This window comes from Mycobacterium sp., assembly GCF_035274705.1.
GTDB lineage: Bacteria > Actinomycetota > Actinomycetes > Mycobacteriales > Mycobacteriaceae > Mycobacterium.
Map to the genome: position 1 here is coordinate 1 of NZ_DATENY010000127.1, position 26,172 is coordinate 26,172.

At 66.0% G+C, this 26,172-nt stretch carries 25 protein-coding genes; 9 read left to right on the top strand and 16 right to left on the bottom strand.

Translation table 11 applies throughout. The annotated features are described in order from the left end of the window. On the top strand, positions 1 to 358 hold a 358-nt coding region (locus tag VJV41_RS26245), incomplete at its 5' end, for an adenylate/guanylate cyclase domain-containing protein (RefSeq protein ID WP_325338739.1). On the opposite strand, the gene VJV41_RS26250 is transcribed toward VJV41_RS26245, so the two are convergent. From VJV41_RS26250 to VJV41_RS26260, 3 genes are read right to left on the bottom strand one after another with little or no spacing between them, the layout of a single operon-like run. After that, positions 355 to 750 (bottom strand): SRPBCC family protein, encoded by a 396-nt coding sequence (locus tag VJV41_RS26250; RefSeq protein ID WP_325338822.1) that lies wholly within the window; start codon positions 748 to 750, stop codon positions 355 to 357. The two genes, VJV41_RS26245 and VJV41_RS26250, sit on opposite strands and share 4 nt — an antisense overlap. 47 nt (positions 751 to 797) lie before the next feature. Further along, positions 798 to 995 carry an alpha/beta hydrolase gene (locus VJV41_RS26255; protein ID WP_325338741.1) on the bottom strand — a complete coding sequence of 66 codons (198 nt, stop codon included), beginning with the start codon at positions 993 to 995 and terminating at the stop codon, positions 798 to 800. A gap of 51 nt (positions 996 to 1,046) precedes the next feature. Continuing rightward, on the bottom strand, positions 1,047 to 1,403 hold the full coding sequence (locus VJV41_RS26260) for an alpha/beta fold hydrolase (protein ID WP_325338824.1): 357 nt from the start codon (positions 1,401 to 1,403) through the stop codon (positions 1,047 to 1,049). On the opposite strand from VJV41_RS26260, the gene VJV41_RS26265 reads away from it, so the two are divergent. Both VJV41_RS26265 and VJV41_RS26270 read left to right on the top strand, forming a co-directional pair. Beyond that, positions 1,293 to 1,535, top strand: coding sequence for a hypothetical protein (locus VJV41_RS26265; RefSeq protein ID WP_325338839.1), 243 nt, complete (start codon positions 1,293 to 1,295; stop codon positions 1,533 to 1,535). The two genes, VJV41_RS26260 and VJV41_RS26265, sit on opposite strands and share 111 nt — an antisense overlap. After that, positions 1,532 to 2,137: a TetR/AcrR family transcriptional regulator gene (locus VJV41_RS26270; RefSeq protein WP_325338743.1), complete on the top strand. Its 606-nt coding sequence runs from the start codon at positions 1,532 to 1,534 to the stop codon at positions 2,135 to 2,137. The genes VJV41_RS26265 and VJV41_RS26270 overlap by 4 nt, the downstream gene beginning before the upstream one ends. Here VJV41_RS26270 and VJV41_RS26275 read toward each other — a convergent pair. From VJV41_RS26275 to VJV41_RS26310, 8 genes are all read right to left on the bottom strand, one after another. Next, positions 2,134 to 2,625, bottom strand: coding sequence for a DNA starvation/stationary phase protection protein (locus VJV41_RS26275; RefSeq protein WP_325338745.1), 492 nt, complete (start codon positions 2,623 to 2,625; stop codon positions 2,134 to 2,136). The genes VJV41_RS26270 and VJV41_RS26275 overlap by 4 nt on opposite strands. Positions 2,626 to 2,654: 29 nt before the next feature. Continuing rightward, positions 2,655 to 4,448, bottom strand: a complete 1,794-nt coding sequence (locus VJV41_RS26280) for a DUF2339 domain-containing protein (RefSeq protein ID WP_325338747.1) — start codon at positions 4,446 to 4,448, stop codon at positions 2,655 to 2,657. A gap of 45 nt (positions 4,449 to 4,493) precedes the next feature. Beyond that, positions 4,494 to 5,150, bottom strand: a complete 657-nt coding sequence (locus tag VJV41_RS26285) for a response regulator transcription factor (RefSeq protein ID WP_325338749.1) — start codon at positions 5,148 to 5,150, stop codon at positions 4,494 to 4,496. Continuing rightward, the gene (macS, locus tag VJV41_RS26290) at positions 5,123 to 6,244 is read right to left on the bottom strand and encodes a MacS family sensor histidine kinase (protein WP_414685061.1); all 1,122 of its coding nucleotides are present in this window, start codon (positions 6,242 to 6,244) and stop codon (positions 5,123 to 5,125) included. Before macS ends, VJV41_RS26285 begins: the two co-directional genes overlap by 28 nt. A 65-nt stretch (positions 6,245 to 6,309) precedes the next feature. Beyond that, positions 6,310 to 7,062: an amino acid ABC transporter ATP-binding protein gene (locus VJV41_RS26295; RefSeq protein ID WP_325338828.1), complete on the bottom strand. Its 753-nt coding sequence runs from the start codon at positions 7,060 to 7,062 to the stop codon at positions 6,310 to 6,312. Between the two features lie 5 nt (positions 7,063 to 7,067). Then, on the bottom strand, positions 7,068 to 7,994 hold the full coding sequence (locus VJV41_RS26300) for an amino acid ABC transporter permease (protein ID WP_325338751.1): 927 nt from the start codon (positions 7,992 to 7,994) through the stop codon (positions 7,068 to 7,070). A 17-nt stretch (positions 7,995 to 8,011) separates the two neighbouring features. Then, positions 8,012 to 8,857, bottom strand: coding sequence for an ABC transporter substrate-binding protein (locus VJV41_RS26305; protein WP_414685062.1), 846 nt, complete (start codon positions 8,855 to 8,857; stop codon positions 8,012 to 8,014). 171 nt (positions 8,858 to 9,028) lie between these two features. Beyond that, on the bottom strand, positions 9,029 to 9,364 hold the full coding sequence (locus VJV41_RS26310) for a DUF732 domain-containing protein (RefSeq protein ID WP_325338756.1): 336 nt from the start codon (positions 9,362 to 9,364) through the stop codon (positions 9,029 to 9,031). 214 nt (positions 9,365 to 9,578) lie between these two features. Here VJV41_RS26310 and VJV41_RS26315 point away from each other — a divergent pair, with 214 nt between their 5' ends. From VJV41_RS26315 to VJV41_RS26340, 6 genes are all read left to right on the top strand, one after another. After that, complete coding sequence (locus tag VJV41_RS26315; RefSeq protein WP_325338758.1) at positions 9,579 to 10,184, top strand: HdeD family acid-resistance protein; 606 nt, start codon at positions 9,579 to 9,581, stop codon at positions 10,182 to 10,184. Between the two features lie 100 nt (positions 10,185 to 10,284). Continuing rightward, the gene (locus tag VJV41_RS26320) at positions 10,285 to 11,754 is read left to right on the top strand and encodes a cytochrome ubiquinol oxidase subunit I (protein ID WP_325338760.1); all 1,470 of its coding nucleotides are present in this window, start codon (positions 10,285 to 10,287) and stop codon (positions 11,752 to 11,754) included. 13 nt (positions 11,755 to 11,767) lie between these two features. Then, the gene (cydB, locus tag VJV41_RS26325; protein WP_325338829.1) at positions 11,768 to 12,808 is read left to right on the top strand and encodes a cytochrome d ubiquinol oxidase subunit II; all 1,041 of its coding nucleotides are present in this window, start codon (positions 11,768 to 11,770) and stop codon (positions 12,806 to 12,808) included. Between the two features lie 23 nt (positions 12,809 to 12,831). Further along, positions 12,832 to 14,385 (top strand): thiol reductant ABC exporter subunit CydD, encoded by a 1,554-nt coding sequence (gene cydD / locus VJV41_RS26330; RefSeq protein WP_325338762.1) that lies wholly within the window; start codon positions 12,832 to 12,834, stop codon positions 14,383 to 14,385. Beyond that, positions 14,378 to 15,850 carry an ATP-binding cassette domain-containing protein gene (locus VJV41_RS26335; RefSeq protein WP_325338764.1) on the top strand — a complete coding sequence of 491 codons (1,473 nt, stop codon included), beginning with the start codon at positions 14,378 to 14,380 and terminating at the stop codon, positions 15,848 to 15,850. Before cydD ends, VJV41_RS26335 begins: the two co-directional genes overlap by 8 nt. A 10-nt stretch (positions 15,851 to 15,860) precedes the next feature. Further along, the gene (locus tag VJV41_RS26340; protein ID WP_325338765.1) at positions 15,861 to 16,385 is read left to right on the top strand and encodes a DUF4190 domain-containing protein; all 525 of its coding nucleotides are present in this window, start codon (positions 15,861 to 15,863) and stop codon (positions 16,383 to 16,385) included. On the opposite strand, the gene VJV41_RS26345 is transcribed toward VJV41_RS26340, so the two are convergent. Genes VJV41_RS26345 through gltB form a run of 5 tightly spaced genes read right to left on the bottom strand, consistent with a single transcriptional unit; the run spans position 16,382 to position 26,169 of the window. Then, positions 16,382 to 17,779, bottom strand: coding sequence for a bifunctional lysylphosphatidylglycerol flippase/synthetase MprF (locus VJV41_RS26345; protein ID WP_325338767.1), 1,398 nt, complete (start codon positions 17,777 to 17,779; stop codon positions 16,382 to 16,384). The two genes, VJV41_RS26340 and VJV41_RS26345, sit on opposite strands and share 4 nt — an antisense overlap. Before the next feature lie 19 nt (positions 17,780 to 17,798). Continuing rightward, entirely contained in the window at positions 17,799 to 18,668 is an 870-nt protein-coding gene (locus VJV41_RS26350) for an acyl-CoA thioesterase II (RefSeq protein ID WP_325338769.1), read from the bottom strand. A 27-nt stretch (positions 18,669 to 18,695) separates the two neighbouring features. Continuing rightward, the gene (gene pyk / locus VJV41_RS26355) at positions 18,696 to 20,114 is read right to left on the bottom strand and encodes a pyruvate kinase (RefSeq protein ID WP_325338771.1); all 1,419 of its coding nucleotides are present in this window, start codon (positions 20,112 to 20,114) and stop codon (positions 18,696 to 18,698) included. 27 nt (positions 20,115 to 20,141) lie between these two features. Further along, entirely contained in the window at positions 20,142 to 21,650 is a 1,509-nt protein-coding gene (locus VJV41_RS26360; RefSeq protein ID WP_325338772.1) for a glutamate synthase subunit beta, read from the bottom strand. Further along, positions 21,643 to 26,169 carry a glutamate synthase large subunit gene (gltB, locus tag VJV41_RS26365; protein ID WP_325338774.1) on the bottom strand — a complete coding sequence of 1,509 codons (4,527 nt, stop codon included), beginning with the start codon at positions 26,167 to 26,169 and terminating at the stop codon, positions 21,643 to 21,645. The genes VJV41_RS26360 and gltB overlap by 8 nt, the downstream gene beginning before the upstream one ends. Positions 26,170 to 26,172: the final 3 nt, after the last annotated feature.

Genomic DNA, 26,172 nt, shown 5'->3' on the forward strand with positions numbered 1-26,172 from the left:
CATGGCGGAAACTGTTGCGGATCTCAAGGATCCGCAGGGGCGAGAGGTGCCGCTGCGGATCGGGCTTGCCGCCGGGCCGGTAGTCGCCGGGGTCGTCGGCGCGCGCAAGTTCTTCTACGACGTCTGGGGTGACGCCGTCAACGTCGCGTCCCGGATGGAAACCACGGACATCGAGGGCCGGATCCAGGTGCCGCAGAACGTTTATGAACGGATCAACCACGCGTTCCTGCTCGAGGAGCGCGGCACGGTCTACGTCAAGGGCAAGGGAGCGATGCACACCTGGTACCTGGTCGGGCGCCGCGACGACGATGCGGTGCGACGTGCCGTCGAGCAGAGCGCCCCGGCCGCCACTTCTTAGTCCAGATCGCTGGGCTTGAGCCGTGCGGCCAGCGCGCCAAGGCGCCAGAGTGCTTCGCGGTTGCGCGGCCACAGACCGAGCGCCTGCACCGGGTATGGCACCAAGCTCATCGGCGGGCGTACCGCGACCTCGTCCATCTCGACACGACAGCCGTTAGGAATATCGCTGAGCCGCAACGTCACTCGGGCTGCACCGAGCGGGCCAATCTTGGCCAGTAGCACCAGCTTCTCGAGCGGCATACAAACTTCCGCGACCGTTTCGTCATTGATCACCGCCGGCCAGACACCGATCGAATGCCGGATCGTCGAGCCAGGTGCGGGCCAGTTGGGGTCGACCGCGCGCATCCGAGTGTTGCCGACCACCCACTGCGAATATGTCCATCCGTCGGCCATCACGTCCCACACCTGTCGGCGGGACGCGGCTATATCTCGTTGCACGCTCACGCCAGAGGATTACCCACCCCGCCGGAAATAACGCAGGGCCGCGATAACAGTTCCAGCAGCGCGCCGGTCACCTCGGCGGGTCGCTCCTCCATGATGTAGTGGTCGCCGCCGGTCAGCTGGGTCAACGTCGCGCCAGGGATCCGCTCGGCCAACTCGCGTGGCGGTCGCGAACGGGATATAGCGGTCGCGGTCACCCCAGATGATTGCGGTCGGACAGCCGATGCCGGCCCAGCCCTGCCGAGAGTTCAGGCAGGGCGGGCAGGTGATAGTGCGTGAAGAACTCGGCGAACGTGTTGCGACCGCGTGGGGTGTCCATCCAGCCGAGGCATTCGTCTTCGAGCGCATGGATCGCGGCCCACCGCTGGCCCCACGAGAAGCGGTAGAACCACGGCCGAAAGATGCTGTGTGCACGCGTATTCAGCAGGGCCAGGCGCATCACCCGGTCGGGGCCGGCGTAGCGCATAGCCCAGGCCGAGGAAGCCGCCGTAGTCGTGCGCGACCAGATTGAAGCGGTCCAGGCCAAGCGCATCGGCAAGCCGGTCGATTCGATCGACTTCGGCGTCGTAGGTGGCCGGCGCGATGACGCGGTATCGCTGTGCCAACGCAGGTATCTGATGGCGCCAGCACGACGCGCTCTGCGGATACCCGTGCAGAAGAAGCACCGGCTCCCCTTGGCCGGCCCCTACGTGGAACACAATTATTTTGTACAGATTAGTATAAAATTGCATCTGTGACCAGACGCCGTGGGCGGCCACGTGCATACGAACCGGAAGTCGCCCTCCGCCGCGCCAGAGACACGTTTTGGCGGGCCGGTTATTCGGGCACCTCGCTGGAGGACCTGGCCGCGGGCATGGGCATGAATCGGCCCAGCATCTACGCGGCGTTCGGCGACAAGCGCGCGCTGTATTTGCGAGCGGCCACTGACTATGGGCAGATTAGCCGTACGTGGCTGACGACCGCACTGGCCAGGCCACGGCCATTGCGCGACGCGCTGAGCGCGGTCTACCGCTATGCCCGCGACTACTACCTCACGGGCGGTGACGCCCCGCGCGGCTGCTTCCTGCTCGGCACCGCCGTCACCGAAGCGCACGGCGACCCTGCGGTACAGGCCATGGTGGAGTCGACGTTGAAAGCGTTCACCGCAACGTTCGCAGAACGGTTCGAACGCGCCAGAGGCCACGGGGAACTGGCCCCGCATGCGCCCGAAGCGCTCGCCCAGATCGCAACGGCGGCGCTCAACACCATCTCGGTGCGCGCCAGGACCGGCGCGGATCCCACCACGCTCGACGCGATCATCGACGCCACGGTCGGCGTGATCTGCGCCCCGCCGGACTAGACCTTGCGGTTCTCCGACTTGATCAGCCAGGCCAGCTTCTCCAGACCGTCGATCAACTGATGCAGGATGTCGGCGGTGCTGGGATCCCCGGCGTCGACGGCGTCGTGAACTGTGCGAATGGTCTCGACCGCGGCATAGACGCGACCGGTGATCAGTTCGACGACCTCGCCAGTGTTGTGCTCGTAGCCGGGAAACTGCGGCAGCGTCGTCGTGCCCGCGACCGTGTCGGACCGGCCGTCCGGAACCGCGTCCAGCGCCCGCATCCGTTCGGCAATCGTGTCGCTGGCCTCGCGGGCGAAATCAACGAGCTCGTCGAGCTGAAGATGGAGGTCACGGAAATTGGTCCCGACTACGTTCCAGTGCGCCTGCTTGCCCTGCAAGTGGAGTTCGATCAGATCGACCAACACTCGCTGCAGATTGGTGCTGAGCTCCGGTGACGCGTGGAAACCCTGTATGTCTTCTTCGCTACGGCGTGTTGTGGTACCCATATGCCTTCCAACGTCCAGCTACTTTGGAATCATTCCAGATTAGCAAGATCTTGTTTCTCCAGCAGCCGGGCATAACCGGCTCCCATGCCCAGCAGGACAAGCCCTACCACGATGAACACGACGACGCGGAAGATGCCGTCGAGCGTGCCGAGGTCGAACAGGAACAACTTGGCCATCGCCGCGGCGACCAGCGCCAAACCACCGCTGATCGGCAGCGAACGCTCGGCGCGCGGCCGTCGCGCCGCGTAGATGAACAGCCCGGCCGCCATGGCGATCCAGCAGATGGTCGCGGCCATGTGACCTGCGAAGAAGCCGCCGCCCGGGCCGCCGATCTGCACCCCGGCCGTCACCGTGAACGTGGTGGCCGCATAGACGATCACCACTGCCGAACCGGCCCACATCACGCGGACGGCTTCGTCGTCGACGTCCTCGCCGGCCCACGACCATACGAGTGTGACCGCGCACGCCATCAGGAGCAGACTGGCCGCCAACGTGGAAACCGCTGCCGCGGTGCTGAGCTCGGTCGCCCGAACCAGTGCCCTCGGCGGCGCGTAGCTCAGATACAGCCCACCGCCGACGACCGCGAACCCGAATGCCGCCCACCGCGCGACATCGTCGCGTCGGCCGGCAACTGCGACCACGACGGCCATCGCCAACAGGATCGGGCCGGCGACGTGCCCGTCGAACGCCACAGTGACCGCGATCAGTGCCGCGATCGCCGACAGCGCCGACCAGATCTGCCGAACGACGCCGTCGACCCCGGGCAGCCGGTCGCCGACGAGGACGATCGCCAGCAGCGCCGCCGCCAGGGCGGCCGCCATCAGGGCCGCGACCACGCGGTCGACGGCGAGCGACACGCACAGCACCGGCAGCACACCTGCGGCCGTCAACAACGCCATCGCGACCCGATTACCCGTGTGGCGCAATAGGATCAGCGCGGCGGCGACGGCCAGCGGCGCGGCAATCCCGCACGCGCCAGCCAGCCACAGATCATGTCGAGAGTCGAAGTATGAGACGGCCAGCGCCACCAGCAGTGGATAGGCGCTGGCGCCGATGCGGGCCGCGTGCAACCAGATCCAGTCCTTGCCGAGCTGCACCGGCAGCGATGCCGCAGATAGCGCCAGCATGAAGCCGACCAGCAACAGCGTGATGCCGTCGGTGATCACCGGTGCGAGCCCGATGAGCGGCACCAGTACCAGCAGGCCCAGATGCTGGGAGTCCCAGCGCCTTGCCAACGTCAGGCCGCCACCTCCGATGAGCGCGGCGATCGCAAGTCCGATGGGTGCGGACACCCAGTCGTAGATGGTCGTGACGGCGATGACGTCCATGTATGCCGCCGCGATGCCCGTCGCGGCCAACGCAATCGCTCCCACCCGGCCGCCGGGCCGCGGGTAGAGGCATCCGGCCGCACCCACCAGCGCGGCGGCCAGGACCGCGCCGGCGCCGACGCGGATCTCGGGACGCAGAATCCCGGCCTGCGCCGCAAGCACCAGCAGCAGCACCACCCCGATGAGCGTGACCGCGACGCCTGCGACCGCCAGGACCTTGCCGATCCAGCCTTCATCCCGGGGCGGCTTCGGCGCCCGGCGTGCAGCAGGCACCACGGGCATGCGCGGCAGAGGCGGCGGCGCATACTGCACCGGGTGCTGCGGCCAGTACGGCACCGCCGGCGGCATGTAGGGCTGCGGCTGTGGTGGCGCCGGCCGTTCCGAGAGCACACGATCCAGTTCGGCCAGGTCTACCGAAACCCGCTGCAGCTGGGCCGAGATCGCGGCGAACTCGGCGGAAAGCCGGGAGATGACGACATTGTGCGGCTCGGTCATAAGAGCCGATGTTGGCAGTCAGCGGCCCGTTGCGGATGAGTAGGACTACTCGTCCAGGCCATGTTCGATCGCGTATCGCGCCAGCTCGACGCGGTTCGCGACCTGAAGCTTGCGAAACGTGGCCTGTACGTGGTTTTCGACGGTGCGGTGGCTCAACGACAACCGGGCGGCGATCTGCTTGGCCGTCAACCCCTTGGCGACGTGGCGCAGAATCTCGGTCTCACGTTCGGTGAGGCTCGGCGTCACGGGGCCGGCCCCGGGACGCTGCGCGATGCGCCGGAACTCCCCCAGCACCAGGCCTGCCAGGCCCGGGGTGAACACCGCCCGGCCCTCCGCCGTCGCGCGCACGGCGTCGCCGAGTTCCTGCTTCGACGCGCTCTTGACGAGATAGCCTGTGGCGCCTGCCTTTACCGCCTCGAGCACGTCGTCACGCTCGTCGGACGCCGACAGCACCAGGATCCGCGACGACGCGGACACCGCCAACACCTCCGTGGTCGCCTGGGCACCGTCGCCATCGGACAGCCGCATGTCCATCACCACCACATCGGGCTTGACGACCGCCGCACGCCGACGGGCCGATGCCACCCCGTCCGCCGTCGCGACCACTGAAAAGCCGTCTTCGGCAAGGTCGCGTGCCACCGCGTCGCGCCAGATCGGATGGTCGTCGACCACCATCACCGTCGGGGTACCGTCAACTCCCATTCCGTCCCACTCCCTGGTCCGGTGTTCAGCTTCGCGCTGCCGCCAAGCCAGTTCATCCGTCCCACAATCGATTTCGCCACACCGACACGACCCTCGGCGACCGCTTCCTCCAGCCGGCCGTCTGCGATGCCGACACCGTCGTCGCGAATGCTCACCGTCACGGAGTCGCCGAGATCTTCTAGCAGCACGTAGGCGCGTGCGTCGGGGCCTGCGTGCGCGGCGACGTTGTCGAGTGCATTGACAGCGGCGGCGCACAGCTCGTCGGCGACGTTCGCTTCCAGCAGCACCGGGTCCGCGGGCACGCTCACCGATACCCGATCCGACGCTCGACCCCGCAGCAGGGCACCGACGTCGGTCATCTCCCCCACACGCGGCTCGGCGTCGGCCGAGCTCACCAGCCGTCGCAGCGCGCGTTCCTGTTCACCGGCTAGCTCCGCCAATTCTGCTGTTTCTCCACCTATTTCGCGTCCCCGCCGCGATACGAGCGCGAGCACCTGGATCGCGCCGTCGTGCACTTGGCGGGACAACCGCTCCCGTTCCTGATGCGACGCCGCCAGTCTGGCCGCCCGCTCCAGCTCGGCGTGCGCGCTGCGCGCCGTCTGCGCGGCCATACCGACCGCAAGGCCCACCGCTACTTCGATGACGATCGTGGCGTTGCGGCCGAGGTCGAAGTTCACGTAGCCCTTCAGCGTGGCAGCCGCGCCCATCACCACGACCCCGGTGAGCATTCCCGCGATCGGACCCAAAAGGACCGCGGCCGAGATCGTCGCGTTGGTGGCCCAGAGCGTCGTCGGCCATGACTGGTTGTCCAGCGCCCACTGGTCGGACGCGACGAACTCCGTCGACAACATCAGCGCCACCACTACGACAATCTCAGCGAGCACCCATACAGGCCGGCGGCCAAAGCCTTGCAGATAGGCGACCGCACACGCCGCGCTCCAGGCGATCAGCAGAGCGAACAGAAGCCACCCGATCGCAGGGCGCTCCAGGTCGCGATTGATCGCGATCTGAAAGCCAAGCGCGTAAATGCAACTCAGCAGCCGGAAAACCTGCGCCGCCCGCCACAGCGGCGTGGCCGGGTCAGCGGTGTAAATCCCCGGGTCGTCCCCCTGCCCTCCGGGCGGGCGGTGCCCCCAGCGCTCCTGCCCGCCGGACCGCACTACAGCACCTTGGACAGAAAGGCCTTCGTCCGTTCGTGTTTCGGGTTGGCGAGCACCTCACGGGGAGGCCCGCTCTCCACGACGACACCGCCGTCCATGAACACCAGCTGGTTGGCGACCTCGCGGGCGAACCCCATCTCGTGGGTCACCACGACCATCGTCATGCCTTCGGCGGCAAGCTTTTTCATCACTTCGAGGACCTCGCCGACCAGCTCGGGGTCCAGCGCGGAGGTGGGCTCGTCGAACAGCATCAGTTTGGGGTTCATCGCCAGGGCTCGTGCAATCGCGACGCGCTGCTGCTGGCCGCCGGACAGTTGCGCCGGATAGGCGTCGGCCTTTTCCGACAGCCCGACCTGCCTGAGCAGGTCCTTGCCGCGCGCCACGGCCTCGTCTTTCTTGACGCGCTTGACGTGAATCGGCGCCTCGACGACGTTCTCCAGCGCCGTGCGATGCGGGAACAGATTGAAGTGCTGAAACACCATGCCGATGTCGCGGCGCTGCTTGGCGGCGTCACGGGGCGACATCTCGTGCAGCTTGCTGCCCCGGTCGCGGTAGCCGATCAATTCGCCGTCGACATAGAGCCGGCCCGCGTTGACCTGCTCCAGGTGGTTGATACAACGCAGGAACGTCGACTTGCCCGAGCCAGACGGGCCGACCATCACCAGCACCTGGCCCTTGCCCACCTCGAGCGTGATGCCCTTGAGCACCTCGAGTGCACCGAAGCTCTTGCAAACGCTTTCGGCCTTCACCATCGCTGTCATGGGTGCGGCTCTCCCATCTGGGCCTTGGCCAACGCCTCCAGCTGCTTGGTGGTCAGCTTGCGCGTTGCCCCACGCGAGAAGTATCGCTCCAGGTAGTACTGGCCGACCATCAGGAGGCTCGTGACCGCCAGGTACCAGGTGGCGGCCACCAGCAGCAGCGGGACGGGTTCGAAAATCCGCGAGGCGATCTCGCGGGAGGTGATGCCATACAAGTCCAGCGTGAAGGGCACCGCGGTGACCAGCGACGTGGTCTTCAGCATGCTGATGACCTCGTTGCCGGTCGGCGGGATGATCACTCGCATCGCCTGCGGCAGCACCGTGCGCCGCATGGTCATCCCCCACGACATGCCGAGCGCGGTCGACGCCTCCGATTGGCCCTCGGGCACGGAACTGATTCCGGCGCGGATGATTTCAGCCATGTAGGCGGCCTCGTTGAGCGCCAGCCCGATGATCGCCAGCAGAAAGGGAATCGAAAGACCTTGCAGGTTGAGATGGAAGAACGACGGCCCGAAAGGCACTCCGAGCTGAATGTTCTTGTAGATCGTCGGCATCAGGCCCCAGAACACCAACTGCACGTACACCGGCGTGCCGCGGAAGATCCACAGATACACCCACGACACCGACCGGAACACCGGGTTGGGCGACAGCCGCATCACCGCCAGGATCACGCCCAGCACGATCGCCAGCACCATCGCGTAGATGGTCAGCTGCAGCGTGTTCCAGGCACCCTGCGTGACGCGCTTATCGAATAGGTACTTCGCAAAGGTGCCCCAGCCGAAGGCCTTGTTGGTGGCCGCGCCATACAAGAAAAGCACGACCAGGATGACGATGACGATCGCCGCCACCCACCGCCACGGATGACGCAGTGGAACGGCATCGATTGCGGCTGGTGTGGCAGACGGCGGCGAGTCGACATCAGTCATTGTTCGAATCCCTGGGACTAGCTGATCGCACCGTTGATAACGGGCTTGTCGATCATGCCCTTCTCGACGCCCCAGTTGGTGGCGATCTGCTTGTAGGCGCCGGTCTCGATCAGATGCTCGAGTGCCTTCTGCAGTGACTGCGCCAACGGCGAGCCCTTCTGCACCGGCCAGCCGTACGGTGCGGCGTCCGCGATCTCACCGGCCTGCACCAATTTGCCGTTGCTCTGCTTGATCGCATACAGCGTGACGGGCGAGTCGGCCGACATCGCATCCGTCTGACCGAGCACCACAGCGTTGGTCGCCGCATCCTGCCCGTCGAACGGAACAATCTGGATCGGTGGCTTACCGGCGTCCGTGCAGGCCTTGCTCTTGGCCGGCAGCTCGTCGGTTTCCTCCGTCGTGGTGGCCTGCACGGCGACCTTCTTGCCGCAGGCATTGTTCGGATCGATCGGATTGTCGGGGCGCTGCGCCCACAGAATGCCTGCAGAGAAATATGTCACGAAGTCGACCGACTGCTCGCGTTCCTTCGTATCGGTGAACGACGACATACCGACGTCGTAGGTGCCGCCCTGAATCGACGGGATGATTTTGGCGAAGTCCGATTCGCGGTAATCCGCGGTGAGTCCCAGCGTCGACGCCATCGCATTCATCAGATCGACGTCGAAGCCGACGATCTTTCCGCTTGGATCCTTGAATTCGTTGGGCGTATAGGGGATGTTCACCCCGACGACGAGCTTGCCGCTCGACTTGATCTTGTCCGGCACGGTGTTCGCAATTTCGTCGACCTTCCCGGCGGTCGCCGCCGTGGTGGAGGTCGTAGGCCCGCTCGACTCGGTATTGCTCGTGCATCCCGACAGCGCCATGGCACCGGTCGCAGCAAACACCGCCGCAATGCGCCAGATCTTCGTCCGTCGGCCTTCACATCCAGCTGACACGATTAGCCTCTACTTTCTGCTTCGTGGACCCGGTGCGCAACACCGGTAACGGAACAGTAGTAGAGACCTAACGCGGAAGCAGAAGAACGAAAATGAGGACTACATGCCCCACAACTTGGGGCAGTACACCGGCACGGCTCCATTCGCGAAGTCGATGGTCTCGGTCTGGGTCCAGCCCTGGTTGTGCTGAAGGTTGTAACCGGCGAGCCAGGACGGATTGCCCTGCCTGGTCGCGTCGAGGCAGTACTCCTTGGCGAGCCGGATGATTTCGGTGCGGCTCGTGTAGGGCACGCCCTTCTTGTTGAGATAATCGATGAAAATCTGATCCTTCTCGGGATCAGCGTGCGCCGGCGCGACGGCCACGGCTGCGCCCGCCGCCATCAGAAGACCTGCAATCACCGCGCTGGCGGACCGGCGAATCGCCGTATTTGTCATCGTTACTCCTTGTTTGCCCCAGTGGATCGTCGAGCTGTGCTCAGGCGGGACCTTCGACTACTCATCGTAGCGAACAAATCAACTGTTACACAGAAACTGAGCCGGCTTGCCGCTCGTCCGGGTATTTGCGCCGAGGCAGTACATGGGTTTGCGCCGGAATCAAACAATGGCGAAATGCGCGTCAATTATCGCGCCTTTATGCCACACTTCGCGCATGGAAAGCCCTGCACCCCCGACCATGTTGCAACATCTGTGGAAGTCCACGCTGCTCTCCGGGATTCTCGCGGTCATCCTTGGCGCTGCGGTGCTGGCCTGGCCGCAGATCACGATCGTTGTCGCCGCGATTTTCTTCGGCGCCTATCTTCTGGTCACAGGTATCTATCAGGTGATCTTCGCATTCAGCTTGCACGTCTCGGCGGGCGGTCGGGTGCTGCTGTTCATCAGCGGTGCCGCCGCGCTGATTCTGGCTGTGCTGTGTTTCCGCAGCCTCGCCGAGTCGATCTTGCTGCTCGCGATCTGGGTAGGCATCGGATTCATCTTCCGCGGCGTGGCCACGGCCGTCTCGGCGATCAGCGACCCGACGCTGCCCGGCCGCGCCTGGGAAATCTTCGTCGGCGTGATCACCTTGGTGGCCGGCGTGGTCATCCTGGCCGAGCCGTTCGAATCGATCGCTACGCTGACCATCGTGGTCGGCATTTGGCTGATTGTCATCGGGGTGTTCGAGGTGGTGTCGGCGTTCGGCATCCGCAAGGCCAGCAAGGACCTGGCCGGAGTGCGGGACGAGCCGGCCGCGCCGACAGCCGCCGAACCCGCCGAATAGGTCCAAACGATCGAATAACAGGGTCCAAAAGCCCCTACCGCTTTCAGCCACGATCACTACTACAATCTGTCGTAGATAGGTCGAGGCCTGGGAGTGGCGCATGGATGTCGTGGACGTTTCGCGGTGGCAATTCGGAATCACCACCGTCTACCACTTCATATTCGTGCCGCTCACCATCGGCCTCGCCCCGCTCATCGCGGCGATGCAGACGGCGTGGGTGGTCACCGGCAACACCGGCTGGTACCGGCTGACGCGGTTCTTCGGGAAGCTGTTCCTGATCAACTTCGCCATCGGCGTGGCCACCGGCATCGTTCAGGAATTCCAGTTCGGCATGAACTGGAGCGAGTACTCGCGCTTCGTCGGTGACATCTTCGGCGCACCGCTCGCCTTCGAAGGCTTGATCGCGTTCTTCTTCGAGTCGACGTTCATCGGGCTGTGGATCTTCGGCTGGAGCCGGCTGCCGCGGCTGGTCCACCTCGCATGCATCTGGATCGTCGCGTTCGCGGTCAACGCCTCGGCCTTCTTCATCATCGCGGCCAACTCGTTCATGCAGCATCCCGTCGGCACCCACTTCAACCCTCAGACGGGGCGCGCGGAGCTGATCGACTTCGGCGCGTTGCTGTCCAACAACACCGCGATCTGGGCGTTCCTGCATACGGTTACGGCGTCGTTGCTCACTGCCGGTGCGTTCGTCGCGGGTATCTCCGCATGGCTGATGGTGCGGTCGCACAAACGAATAGACGAGGCCAGCAACGACACTGACGCCACGAGCATGTATCGCCCAGCCACCATCGCGGGCAGCCTGGTCGCACTGGCAGCCGCGGTCGGGCTGTTCTTAACCGGTGACACTCAGGGCAAGCTGATGTTCGTTCAGCAGCCGATGAAGATGGCGTCGGCGGAGTCGTTGTGCCACACCGAAACCGATCCGGACTTCTCGATTCTGACGGTCGGCACGCACAACAACTGTGACAGCGTCACACACGTCCTCGAGGTGCCCTACGTGCTGCCCTATCTCGCCGAGGGCAAGCTCGACGGCGTCACGCTGAAGGGCGTCAAGGACCTCCAGCAGGAGTATCAACAGAAATTCGGTCCTGGCGATTACCGGCCCAACCTGTTCGTCACCTACTGGGCGTTTCGCGCCATGATCGGATTATTGCTGGTGCCAGTGGCTTTCGCGCTATTGGCACTGTGGCTGACGCGTCGCGGTCGGATTCCTGATCAGCGTTGGTTCGGCTGGTTCGGCATCCTCACGATTCCGACCCCGTTCCTAGCCTGCTCGGCCGGTTGGGTGTTCACCGAAATGGGCAGACAGCCATGGGTTGTCGTGCCGAATCCGACCGGCGACCAGATGGTGCGGCTGACCGTGCAACAGGGTGTGTCCGACCATTCGGCCGGCATGGTGTTGTTCTCACTGGCCGTATTCACCCTCTTGTACGGGGCGCTGGCCGTGGTCTGGTTCTACCTGATGCGCCGCTATGTGGTTGAGGGGCCGCTGGAACACGACTCCGAACCCGCCCCGCCGGCGCCGCCGGATGCGGACGACGTGGCGCCCTTGTCCTTCGCCTACTGAAAGTGATGTGACCGTGGGACTCCAAGAACTGTGGTTCATACTCATCGCCGCGCTGTTTCTCGGCTTCCTGATCCTGGAAGGCTTCGACTTCGGAGTCGGCATGCTGATGGTGCCGTTAGGGATGGTCGGTGAAGGTGATTCCGAAACCCGAAGGCGCGCAGCGCTGAACACGATCGGACCGGTGTGGGACGCCAACGAGGTCTGGTTGATCACCGCCGGCGCCGCGATGTTCGCGGCGTTCCCGAACTGGTATGCGACGTTGTTCTCGGCGCTGTACCTGCCGCTCTTGGCGATTCTGTTCGGGATGATCCTGCGCATCGTCGGGATCGAATGGCGCGGCAAGATCGACGATCCGCGCTGGCGGGCATGGGCGGACGCCGGCGTCGCGATCGGGTCGTGGCTGCCTGCGATCCTGTGGGGCGTGGCGTTCGCAATCCTGGTTCGCGGCTTGCCGATTGACGCGGACCACCGCGTACACCTGGCCATCGGCGACGTGCTGAATGCCTACACGTTGCTGGGTGGGCTGGCCACCGCGTCGCTGTTCGCGTTCTACGGCGCGGTGTTCGTCGCACTGAAGACCGCGGGGCCGGTGCGCGACGACGCGTTCCGGTTCGCCCGGGTGCTGACGGTTCCGGTCATCGTGCTGGCCGGCGGCTTCGGGTTGTGGACGCAGCTGGCCCACGGCAATAGTTGGACGTGGCTTGCGCTGGGAGTCGCGGTGGTCGCCCTCCTGGTGGCGGTCGGCCTGATGTGGGCTCGGCGCCGTGAGGGCTGGGCGTTCGTGTCGATGGTGATCGTGATTGCCGCCGTTGCCTTGCTGCTGTTCGGGTCGCTGTATCCAAACCTGTTGCCCTCCACGCTCAACCCGGAATGGAGCGTGACGATCTACAACGGCTCGTCGACTCCCTACACGCTGAAGATCATGTCGTGGGCATCGCTGACCCTGCTGCCGCTGGTCATCATGTACCAAGGCTGGACGTACTGGGTGTTTCGTCGCCGGATCACGGCGGACGCGATACCCGCATCCATCGGGCTATCGAGGCGGCCGACCTGAACCGCTGGCAGCCTTCTCCCGCGATGCGGCGCTTTCTCGCCGCATCGGTGGCGTGTGGCGTCGTCATCAGCGGCACGACGATCGCATCGGCCGTGGTGCTCGCTCAGATCGTGGCCGGTGTCATCACCGATCCCGCGACCCGCAGTGTCGCACATTGGGCAGGTCCGCTGTGGATTCTGGTGTCGCTGTGGACGATTCGCACGCTGGCGCACTGGGTGCAGGGCCGGCTTTCCCAGCGCGGGGCCACCGCGGTGATTGCAGAGCTCGCGGGGCAGGTGCTGCGCACAGTTACCGCGTTGCCCCCACGCCGACTCGCCGCCGAACGCGATTCCGCCGCGACGGTGATCACCCGCGGCCTCGACGGCCTGCGACCGTATTTCACCTCATACCTGCCGTCGCTGTTTCTGGCCGGCATCTTGACTCCGGCCGCGGTCGTGGTGATCGCGGTTTACGACTGGGAGTCGGCCGTGATCGTGCTGGTCGCCTTGCCGCTCATCCCGGTGTTCATGGTGCTGATTGGAGTGCTCACCCGCGAACGGTCGGCGGCGTCACTGGAGGCGATGACGACGCTGCAGTCACGACTACTCGACCTGGTGGCCGGCATTCCCACGCTGCGGGCGCTGGGCCGGATCGGCGGTTCGGCGCAGCGGATCGCCGAATTGGGCGCGGCGCATCGCCGTTCGGCCATGGCCACGCTGCGAATCGCCTTCCTGTCGGCGCTTGTGCTCGAACTGCTGGCTACCCTCGGTGTCGCGCTCGTCGCGGTCGGCATCGGAATGCGGCTGGTGTACGGCGACATGACGCTCTCTGCAGGACTGACCGCGCTGCTGCTGGCGCCGGAGGTGTTCTGGCCGCTGCGTCGCGTCGGGGTCGAGTTCCACGCCGCACAGGACGGAAAGACCGCCGCCGACAAGGCCTTCCGCCTGCTCGACGCACTGCCGGCACGGACCACCGGAACGCGGACCGTGCCCGCGGCAGGAGCCACCATTCACCTCGACGCGCTGAACGCCGACGTCGAACCGGGCGCGGTGACCGTGCTGACAGGGCCGAACGGGTCTGGCAAGACCACGCTGATGCAGTCCATTCTGGGGCTGGCGGAGGGCCGCCGGGTTCGGGTCGACGGCATCGACGTCGCCGACCTCGATCCGCAGGCGTGGTGGCGCCAGGTGGCTTGGCTCTCCCATCGGCCGGTGCTGGTGCCAGGCACCGTCCGGGACAACCTCGAACTGTTGGGCCCGCTGACTGACATCGAGAGCGCCTGCCGCGCGGCAGGTTTCGACGACGTCATCGCTACACTGCCCGACGGTCTCGAGACGATGATCGGCCGAGACGGCGTCGGCCTTTCACTGGGCCAGCGCCAACGGCTCGGCCTGGCCAGGGTGTTGGGTTCTGCTGCGCCGGTGCTCCTGCTCGACGAGCCCACGTCGCACCTGGACGCACTCATGGAGGCTCGTGTCCTCGAAGCGATCCTGGACAGGGCGCGCCGCGGGTCGACCGTGCTCGTCGTCGGTCACCGCGACCCCGTGCTGGCGATCGGCGACCGGCTGTTGCACATGGGGAGCCTCGTCGATGCGTGAGCTGCTGCGCCCCCGGTTGCCCCGGCTGCTTCTGGCCATTGTGCTGGGCGTGTTGTCATTGTCCAGCGCGCTTGCCTTGGCCGGCATCTCGGCATGGCTGATCACTCGGGCGTGGCAGATGCCGCCGGTGCTGGACCTGTCGGTGGCGGTCGTGGCGGTGCGCGCACTGGGCATCTCGCGCGGTGTTCTCGGGTATTGCCAACGGCTGGCGTCCCACGACACCGCTCTGCGGGCCGCCGCGGACACCCGTGAGCGGCTGTTTCGCCGGTTGGCGGGCGCACCGGCCGAAGCCGCGATGCGGCTGGGAAGCGGCGAACTCGTGGCCCGCGTCGGCGCTTCCGTCGACGACCTGTCCGACGTGCTGGTCCGCGCTGTGCTGCCGATCGCGGTCGCTGCCGTACTTTCGGTGGCCGCCGTTGCGGCGATCGCCGTGATTTCCCCCGTCGCGGCCGTCGTGCTGGCCGTGTGCCTTGCCATCTCGGGCGTCGTCGCGCCATGGCTGGCGGCCACGGCCGCTGTCGATGCTGAAGTCATTGCAGCCCGGCATCATTCGGGACGTGACGTGGCGACGATGCTCGCTCTCGAGCACGCACCCGAGTTGCGCGTCGCCGGCCGGCTTGACGCTGTGATCGCCGAATCCGAACGCCGGCACCGTGAATGGGGACGAGCCGCCGACCGAGCCGCGGCACCGGCTGCACTTGCCGCGGCGGCACCCACTGCCGCGGTCGGTATCAGTGTGCTCGGCGCTGTCGTCGCCGCGATCGGCATCGCAGACGCCGTCGCACCGATGACCTTGGCGATCCTGATGTTGTTGCCGCTGTCAGCGTTCGAGGCAACCGGCGCGTTGCCTGCCGCCGCCGTACAGCTCACCCGGTCGCGGGTCGCGGCACGCCGGCTCGCAGACCTCACCGCGCCGAAGGACATGCGCAGCCGTCCTCCGATCGCGCCGGTCGAACTGGAACCCGGCGCCCGCCTGGCCATCACCGGGCCCAGCGGTGCAGGCAAGACAACGCTGCTGATGACGATGGCCGAAAACCGTTCGAACACTGTCTTTTTCGCTGAGGATGCGCATCTGTTCGCCACCACGGTGCGGGACAACCTGCTGGTCGCTCGCGGGGACGCAACCGATGATGAGCTGCGAACCGCGCTGTGGCGGGTGGGCCTTGGCGGCTGGCTCGAGGCATTGCCCGAAGGGCTGTCGACGGTGATGGTGGGTGGCGCAGCGGCTGTTTCGGCGGGGCAGCGCAGACGGCTGCTGCTGGCAAGGGCTTTGATATCGACGGCGCCGACGGTACTGCTCGACGAACCGACCGAGCACCTCGACGCCGACGCCGGTCAGCGGATCCTGGCCGAACTCCTCACCCCGGGTGCGCTTTTCCCATCCGAACGCACCGTCGTCGTGGCCACCCACCACCTGGCCGACCACATTGACTGTCGGCGACTCAACCTCGCTCCCAGCGGGTAACCTCACCGGCATGAGCGAACCGGACAAACCTGAGACACCGTTGCCATCTCAGCCGGCGCCACCGCCGCCGCCACCACCTCAATACGGGGCATATCCGGGCGGCTATCCCCCGCCGCCACCGCAGCCCTATTCCGGGTTCACTCCGCCGCCGACCGGGCCGAGAAACGGACTGGGTGTCGCCGCGTTGGTGATCGCGATCATCGGGCTGGTGTTCTGCTGGTCCGTGTTCGGCGGCGTCATCCTCGGCGTATGCGCGGTGATCATCGGGTTCGTCGCGCGCGGCCGCGTCAAACGCGGGCAGGCCACCAACGGCGGCGTCGCGATCGCCGGGATCGTGTTGGGATTCCTGGCGATCATCGTCTCGCTCATCTTCATCCCGATCTGGATCGGGATGTTCGACGAAGTCGGCGGCACGGACTATGTCGACTGCCTGTCCAAGGCTGGATCAGACGAGCAGGCGATCCAGCGGTGTGCCGATCAGTTCCGCGACCGCGTCCAGAACGAGTTCTCCGTACAGATCACGCCGCACGACTAAGCCAGGCGGCGACGCCTTGGCATGAATTCCAGCGACAGCAGCACGAACAGCAACGGAAGCGTCTGGGTGAGCGACAGCATCACGTAACGCCGGTCGCCGAGAGCGTGGAATTTCCGCAAGTAGCGATACAACGATTCCAAGGCGATCAACGCGTCGCCGAGGTGGATGGCGGTGTAGATCAGGCTGGCGATCTTGCCGCGGTTCTTGTCGTTGAAGATCTCGGGGAACGCCGCGAACGCCAGCGACAGCCGCTCGGCCCCCTGCTCGCGCGCCCACACGATCATGTCGACGGACAACCGCTCGTCGATGCCGTTCGGTGCGCCCCGGCGGCGCCACGGCACGTCGAGCGACACCTCACTGCCCTGCCCCGCGGTGGCATAACGGTGGAAACCCTGCACCCGCCCGTGCTGGTCGCGGGCGACGATCAATAGAACGCCCGGGTAGCGGCCCTCCAGCGCACCGTCGAGGCACATCGAGAAACCACGCTCGGTGCGGGATCCTTTCGGCGAGGAGAGCAGCACGTCCATCAGTTCCGCCAGCAGGTCACCGTCGAGCCCCTGCTCGGAAACGACCTCGGTGGTGACGCCGAAGTTCTGCGTGCGCTGCACCGCCTGGCGCAGGTTGCGGTACTTGCGGCCCACCATGTCGAACATGGGGACGTCGATGACCACGTCGCGGCCGATCGGCACGGCCCGCATCGACTGGCCGAGCACGGTCGCGTCGGCCCACAGGTCCAGCCGGCGCTGACTGCAACCGAGGACGACGATGCGCCAGCCACGGGTGTGGCACATGGAGGCGAAGTCGGCGATCAGTTCACCGAAGCGGTTTTCGTCGCCGATCGGATCGCCGCTGACCACCGCGTAGCCCACCCGGGTGCGGTATGCAATGGCCGCTGTCCCGTCGGCACTGAAGTGGTAACACTTGAGCGGCTGCATGGCGAACGGCGCCAGCGGATCACCCGTCGTCGCATTCACCAATGCCCAAATGCGGGGCAGATCAGCGGGATTCGGCCGCGCCGCGGTTGGCCACATCAACACCGCACCCGCGGCGACGATCAGCATATTGCCGACAAAATCGAATACCAGCACGTGCAGCCCGAGGCCTGCCAGCACTGCCACCATCGCGAGCGAGGCGTGCGCCGCGGTCACCGGCCGGCCCAGGAAAATGCCGCGGGCGATCAATGCCACGGCGGTCAGAATGGTCAGCGACCACGCCAGCCTGCCCGCGGCCTGCCAGTCGCGCTCGTGGTCGCGCGCGACGAGGACGACCAGCCAGCAGAACAGGGTCAAAACTGCCAGGGCGCCGACCCACCGCGCGGCAGGCGAGTCCACGTGCACGACGACGCGCTCGCGGGCCCGCAGCCTTGGAGCAAAATTGACGCGCGATTCGCTCACGGGGCAAACAATACGCTCGCTAAGCCTTGCGACCGGGGAAGTACTTCACAATTCCTTCTTGCACGACGGTAGCCAGCAACTGACCGGACCGGTCGAAGAAGTGTCCCGTCCCGAGGCCGCGCGAATCCGCGGCCACCGGTGAAGTCGTCGAGTACAACACCCACTCGTCGAACCGCACGGGACGGTGAAACCACACCGAGTGGTTCGTGGTCACCGCGAAGATGCGGTCGAAGCCCCACGACAGTCCGTGGGTGGAGATGATCGAGTCGAGCACGGTCGTGTCCGACGAGTAGACCAGCGCAGCGCAGTGCAGCACCGGGTCGTCGGGCATCGCGCCTTCGGCCTTCATCCAGACCCGGTTGTAGGTGAGCTTCTCCCCCTTGTCGCGCATCACCCAGGTCGGGTCATTGGTGTAGCGCCAGTCGATCGGGCGCAAGGCGTTGACGAAATGCGGGACGACGTCTTCGTATCCCTGCAGCAGCTCGTCGACGGGAGGAACGGATTCCGGATCCGCCAGCTCAGGCGGTTCGATGCCGTGCTCGATGCCGCGGCCGCCGGACAGGTAGGAGATCATCGCCGTGGTCAGCAGTTCCCCACCCTGCCGCACGTCGACACGGCGGTTGGCGAAACGGCGCTCGTCACGCAGCCGCACCACGTGGTATTCGAGGTCCTTTTCGGGGTCGCCACCTGCGATGAAGTGCACCGAGATGGCGCTGGGCGGGAGCTTCTCAGACACCGTGCGGCTGGCCGCCACGAACGACTGGGCCATCATCTGGCCACCGAAGGTGCGCACCGGGTTTTTGCTCGGGTGCGAGCCGATGAACGTGTCGTCGTCCAGTTGATTGAGGTCCAGTACCGCCAGCAGTTCTTCGAAATCTGCTTGCGACACTACGAGCCTCCCCTGATCGTCGTCGGACTAGACGTCTTCCTCCCCGATCCGGTGCACGTGGATCAGATTCGTGGAGCCTACTGTCCCAGGCGGAGCACCTGCGACGATGACCACGAGCTCACCGCGCTTGTAGCGGCCGAGTTCCAGCAGCGACTTGTCCACCTGCCGGATCATGTGGTCGGTGCTTTTCATGTTCGGCACGATGAACGTCTCGGTGCCCCAGGTCAGCGCGAGCTGGCTGCGCACCTCAGGCAGCGCCGTGAACGCCAGGACCGGCAGCGGCGTGTGCAGCCGGGCCAGCCGGCGCACCGTGTCACCGGATTGCGTAAACGCGACCAGCGCCTTGGCGTCGAGCCGTTCGCCGATGTCGCGGGCCGCATACGAGATGACGCCGCGTTTGGTGCGCGGGACATGGGCCAGCGGAGGGGCGGCCACCGAATTCTCCTCAACCGCGGAGATGATGCGGGCCATGGTCTTTACCGCCTCGAACGGGAACTTGCCCACCGACGTCTCGCCGGAGAGCATCACCGCGTCGGCGCCGTCGAGCACCGCATTGGCGACGTCGGACGCCTCGGCCCGTGTGGGCCGGGAGCTTTCGATCATCGACTCCAGCATCTGGGTGGCGACGATAACGGGTTTGGCGTTCTCCCTTGCCATTTGGATGGCACGCTTCTGAACCAGCGGCACCTCTTCGAGCGGCAGCTCCACGCCGAGGTCGCCGCGCGCGACCATGATCGCGTCGAACGCCAGCACGATCGCCTCGAGGTTGTCGATGGCTTCGGGCTTTTCGAGCTTGGCGATGACGGGCACCCGCCTGCCGACGCGGTCCATCACCTCGTGCACGAGTTCGATGTCGGCCGGTGAGCGGACGAACGACAGCGCGATCAGGTCGACGCCGAGGTTTACCGCGAACTCCAGGTCGTCGATGTCCTTCTCGGACAGCGCCGGGGCCGAGACGTTCATGCCGGGCAGCGACATGCCCTTGTTGTTGCTGACCGCACCCCCCTCGGTGACCCTGCAGACGACGTCGTTGCCGTCGATCGACTCGACGACCAGACCGACGTTGCCGTCGTCGACGAGCACTCTGTCGCCCGGAGTGGCATCCTCGGCCAGCCGCTTATAGGTGGTCGAAACGCGGTCGTGGGTGCCTTCGCAGTCGTCGACGGTGATGCGCACGATTTCGTCGTTGGCCCAGTAGGTCGGGCCGGCGGCGAATCGGCCGAGGCGGATCTTGGGGCCCTGCAGGTCGGCGAGGATACCGACGGCGCGCCCGGTCAGGTCGGAGGCGGCGCGGACGCGCTTGTAGTTGGCCTCGTGGTCGCTGTACTCGCCGTGGCTGCAGTTCAGGCGTGCGACGTCCATTCCGGCCTCGACCAGTGCCTTGACAGCCTCGTCAGATGCGGTGGCCGGGCCCAGGGTACAGACGATCTTTCCGCGTCTATTCACGTCTGCTGAGCATAGTCGTTGATCGATTCAGACGACGGCCAGAGGTAGGGCGCCCGGCCTCACCGGCTCTGGTAAATCAGACTCGCCCATCAAGTAAGCATCGACGGCGTGCGCGGCGCTGCGGCCTTCGGCGATGGCCCAAACGATCAGCGATGCACCGCGGTGCGCGTCGCCGCACACAAACACTCCGGGTGCCTCTGTCTGCCAATCCGATCCGCATGGCAACGCGCCGCGCGCGTTGAGTTTGAGGCCGAGTCCGTCGAGCAGCGCCATGTGCTCGACACCGTCGAATCCGATGGCCAGCAGCGCCAATTCACAGGGAACTTCCAGCGACTCCCCGACCGGCGTGATGCGCCTGCGGCCGTCGGAGTCACGCTCGACACGCACCTCGGCGATCTCCACGGCCCGCACATGGCCGTTTTCGTCGGCAAGAAAACGCTGTACCGCCACTTCGTACCGGCGGTGGCCGCCCTCGGCGTGGGCGGGTGACAGCCGGGTGCGCAGCACGATCGGCCACATCGGCCACGGCGAGCGGGATTCGTCCCGGTACTCCGGCGGTTCCGGGTTGTAATCCAATTGGGTCACCGACGTGGCGCCCTGGCGGTGCGCGGTGCCCAGGCAGTCGGCGCCGGTATCGCCGCCGCCGATGATCACCACGTGTTTGCCCTCGGCCGATATTGGGCTCAGGCCGTCGCCCTCGCATTCCTTGTTGGCCGGCACCAGATGCTCCATCGCCAGGTGCACACCCTTGAGGTGGCGACCTTCGACCTCGTTGTCGCGGGCCCTCAGCGCGCCCACCGCGAGAACGATCGCGTCGTACTGGGCTCGCAGCTGTTCGACGGTGACATCGACGCCGACTTCTGTTTCGGTGACGAAACGTGTTCCCTCCGCGCGCATTTGCGCCAGTCGCTGGTTCAGCGTCGCTTTCTCCAGCTTGTACTCGGGGATGCCGTAGCGCATCAGCCCACCGATGCGGTCGTCGCGTTCGTAGACAGTGACGTCGTGGCCTGCTCGTGTGAGTTGTTGTGCGGCAGCCAACCCCGCGGGCCCAGAGCCGACGATGGCGACGCGCTTGCCCGTCGAGATGGCCGCGGGCTGCGGTTCGACGATGCCGTACATCCATGCATGGTCGGCGATCGTCTGCTCGATGCGCTTGATCGTGACGCTGCCGCCGGTGTTCTCCTCGTCGATGGACAGCACACACGCGGCCTCGCACGGCGCCGGGCACAGCCGCCCGGTGAACTCCGGGAAGTTGTTGGTGGCGTGCAGGCGATCGCTGGCGGCATCCCACCGGCCCCGCCGGACGAGGTCGTTCCACTCGGGGATCAGGTTGCCGAGCGGGCAGCCGGCGGTCCCGGAGTGGCAGAACGGGATCCCGCAGTCCATGCAACGGCCGGCCTGCTGGGACACCTCGCCCGCACGCTCGTGCGGATCCTGGAGTTCGTACACCTCTTTCCAGTCGCCGACCCGCTCATCGACCGGGCGCTTGGCCGCCTCGACCTTCGGGATCTTGAGAAAACCGGTTGGATCAGCCACGGCTGGCCTCCATGATCGCGGTGTCGACGTCACGCCCTTCCCGCTTGGCGGTCAGGGTGGCCTCTAGGACTCGCTGGTAGTCGCGGGGCATGATCTTGGTGAATTGCGCACTGCGCCTGGGCCAGTCGGACAGCACCGAGGCGGCCAGGGTGCTGCCGGTATAGGCGGCGTGCTTGGCGATGACTTCGCGCAGCCACACCAGGTCCTCGGGTTCGAGGCGCTGCAATTCGACCATTTCGGTGTTGACCTTCTTCGGGTCGAGGCCCAGCACGAACGCGATGCCGCCGGACATGCCCGCCGCCATGTTGCGGCCGGTCTTGCCGAGCACCACGACGCGGCCACCGGTCATGTATTCGCACGCGTGGTCGCCGACGCCTTCGACGACGGCCAGCGCACCGGAGTTGCGGGCACAGAAGCGTTCTCCGACACGGCCTCTGAGGTAGACCTCGCCCGAGGTGGCGCCGTAGAGCAGCGTGTTGCCGGCGATGACGTTGTCCTCGGCCAGGAACAACACGTCATCCTGGGGCTTGACGATGACGCGCCCGCCCGAAAGACCCTTGCCGACATAGTCGTTCGCGTCGCCGATCAGCTCGAGCGTGATGCCGGGAGGCAGGAAGGCGCCGATCGACTGGCCCGCGGAACCGGTCAGCGTGATGTGGATGGTGTCGTCGGGCAGGCCCTGGGCACCGTAGCGGCGGGTCACCTCGGAGCCGAGCAGGGTGCCGACGGTGCGGTTGACGTTGCGCACGGGCAGCTCGAGCCTGACGGGGTGGGCGTCTTCCAGCGCTCCCTCTGCGAGCTGGATCAGCGTACGATCGAGCGCTTGGTCGAGGCCATGATCCTGGGCCTTGACGCGGCGCCGCTGCGTCCCCGCGGGCGTCGCAAACACGGGAGTGAGGTCGAGGCCCTTGGCCTTCCAGTGGGCGATGCCCTCGGCAGTGTCGAGGAGCTCGGCGTGGCCGACGGCCTCGTCGATGCTGCGGAAGCCGAGCTCGGCCAGGTACTTTCGGATGTCTTCGGCGATGAACCGGAAGTAGTTCTCCACGAATTCGGGTTTGCCGTTGAACCGGGCCCGCAGTTCGGGGTTCTGGGTGGCCACGCCAACGGGGCAGGTGTCGAGGTGGCAGACGCGCATCATGATGCAGCCGGACACGACGAGCGGCGCGGTGGCAAAGCCGTACTCCTCGGCGCCGAGCAGGGCGGCGACGATCACGTCGCGCGCGGTGCGCATGCCGCCGTCACATTGCACGGTGATGCGGTCGCGCAGACCGTTGAGCACGAGCGTCTGCTGGGTGTCGGCCAGGCCGATTTCCCATGGCGCACCGGCGTGCTTGAGGCTGGTCAGCGGCGCGGCGCCGGTGCCGCCGTCGTAGCCGGAGATCAGCACGACGTCGGCGTGCGCCTTGGACACACCCGCGGCGACGGTGCCGACTCCGACGGAGCTGACCAGCTTGACGTGGATGCGCGCGTCGGCGTTGGCGTTCTTGAGGTCGTGGATGAGCTGTGCCAGGTCCTCGATCGAATAGATGTCGTGGTGCGGCGGCGGGCTGATGAGGCCGACGCCCGGTGTGGAATGACGGGTCTTAGCGATGTTCGGGTACACCTTGTAACCCGGAAGTTGGCCGCCCTCACCGGGTTTCGCGCCTTGGGCCATCTTGATCTGGATGTCGGAGGCGTTGACCAGGTAGTCGCTGGTGACGCCGAAGCGGCCGGACGCGACCTGCTTGACGGCGCTGCGCCGATTGGGGTCATAGAGGCGGTCGACGTCTTCACCGCCCTCGCCGGAGTTCGAGCGGCCGCCGAGGTTGTTCATCGCGATGGCCATGGTTTCGTGGGCTTCGGCGGAGATCGACCCGTAACTCATGGCGCCGGTGTTGAACCGGGTGACGATGGATTCGACGGACTCGACCTCGTCCAGCGGGACAGGCGGCCTGAGTTTCTTGAACTCGAAGAGGCCTCTGAGCGTGCCGCCTTCCATGGAGAGGCGGTTCACCTCGTCGGAATAGTTCTGGAAGATGTCGTAGCGGCCGGTGCGGGTCGAATGCTGGAGCAGGAACACCACCTCGGGAGTGAACAGGTGCAGCTCACCCTCCCGACGGAAGGCATATTCGCCGCCGACCTCGAGGCGCCGGTGCACGCGCTCGGTGGGGTTCTCGGGATAGGCGCGGCGATGTCGTTGTTTGACTTCCTCCGCGATGACGTCGAGCCCGACGCCGCCGAGTTGGCTGGGTGTGCCGGTGAAGTATTCGTCGATGACGTCCGCGTTGATGCCGATGGCTTCGAAGACCTGCGCGGCAGTGTAGGAGGCGACCGTGGAGATGCCCATCTTGCTCATCACCTTCATCACGCCCTTGCCGAGCGCCTTGAGGTAATTGCGCACGGCGGCAGCGGCTTCGATACCGGTGAGCTCACCTTCGCGGATCAGGTCCTCGATCGACTCGAACGCCAGATACGGGTTGACGGCGGCAGCGCCAAAGCCGATGAGCATCGCGATGTGGTGCACCTCGCGGGCGTCGCCGCTTTCGACGACCAGGGCCACCGTGGTGCGTTCCTTGGTGTGGACCAAGTGGTGGTGCACGGCGGAGACGGCCAGCAGCGACGGGATGGGCGCCCTGGTGTGGTCGGAGTCGCGATCCGAAATAACCAGTGTGCGCGCACCTTTGGCAATCGCGTCGCAGGCGCGGTGCCTGAGGTCTTCGAGGGCGTCAGCGAGGCCTTCTCCCCCACGTTCGACGTCGTACAGAGCTTTGAGCACAGCGGTCTTCAGGCCGGGGTGCTCGTGGTCGTCGTTGATGTGGACGATCTTGTTGAGTTCGTCGTTGTCGAGAACCGGCCACCTGAGCACGATTTGGCGGCAGGACGCCGCGGTGGGTTCGAGCAGATTCTCCTCGGGGCCCATCACGCGGGACATACTCGTGACGACTTCTTCGCGGATGGCGTCCAACGGCGGGTTGGTCACCTGGGCGAACAGTTCGACGAAGTAGTCGTAGAGCAGCCGGGACCGCTGGGACAGCACAGCGGTTGGGGTGTCGGTGCCCATGGAGCCCAGCGGCTCAGCCCCGGATGCGGCCATCGGGGTGAGGAGGATACGTAGGTCCTCCTCGGTGTAGCCGAAGGAGATCTGTCTGCGCACAACGGATTCGTGGTTGGGTTGGACGCGGACGCGCTCAGGGAGCGTCTTGAGGTCGAGCAGCCCGGAATGCAGCCATTCACCGTACGGCTCTTGTATGGACAGCTGTTCCTTGATCTCATCGTCGGAGATGATGCGGCCTTGGGCCGTGTCGATCAGAAACATCTTGCCGGGCTGCAGTCGGCCCTTGGCGACGATCTCAGCCGACGGCACGTCGAGTACGCCGCTTTCGCTGGCGAGGATGACGCGGTCGTCGATGGTGCGCCACCAGCGGCCTGGCCGTAATCCGTTGCGGTCCAACACCGCTCCCACAAGGGTGCCATCGGTGAACGTCACGCAGGCGGGACCGTCCCAAGGCTCCATCAGCGAGGCGTGGAACTGCCAGAAGGCCCGCTCGGCCGGGTCCATGGTGGTGGCGTTCTCCCAGGCTTCGGGGATCATCATCAGCACCGCGTGGGGAAGACTGCGGCCACCGAGGTGCAGAAGCTCGAGGACCTCGTCGAATGACGCGGAGTCGGAGGCCTCCGGGGTGCAGATCGGCGAAAGGCGGGACAGGTCGCCGGGGATCTTCGCGCTGGCGAGCATGGCTTCGCGGGCGTGCATGCGGTTGCGGTTGCCGCGCACGGTGTTGATCTCGCCGTTGTGGGCGACGAAGCGGAATGGGTGGGCCAGCGGCCAGGACGGGAAGGTGTTGGTGGAAAACCGGCTGTGCACGATCGCGATCGCGCTCTTGGTGCGCTCGTCGCGCAGATCCGGAAAGTATTGGGGCAGCTGCATTGTCGTGAGCATGCCCTTGTAGACCATGGTGCGGCTGGACAGCGACGGGAAGTAAACACTGTTGCGCTCGGCGCGCTTTCGCAGGGGGTACACGTGCCGGTCTAGGTCGATGCCGCTGATGTCGCGGTCGGGTGTGGAGACGAACAGCTGGGACATGTAGGGCATACAGCCGAGCGCGGTCTCACCGACCTCGGCGCCGTCGGGGTCGACGGGCAGCTCGCGCCAGCCGAGGACGTCCAGACCCTCTTCTCTGGCGATGGCTTCGACGTCCTGGCGCGCGGCGGCTCGAGCGGCGGGATCCCGTGGCAGGAAGCAGATGCCGGCGGCGAAGGTGTGTGCGCCGTCGGGTGTGGGTGCCGGGAGTTCGAAGTCGACAACCTCGGTGAGGAGTTCGACGGGCAGCTGGATGAGGATGCCCGCGCCGTCACCGCTGTTGGGTTCGGCGCCTGCGGCACCGCGGTGTTCGAGGTGCTCCAGAGCGGTCAGACCGTCGATGACGATGGCGTGCGAGCGGCGGCCCTGGATGTCGGTGATCATGGCGACGCCACAGGAGTCCGACTCGTTTTCGGGGTCGTACAGACCCTGGCGATCGGGCAATGCCGAAAACAGCATTGG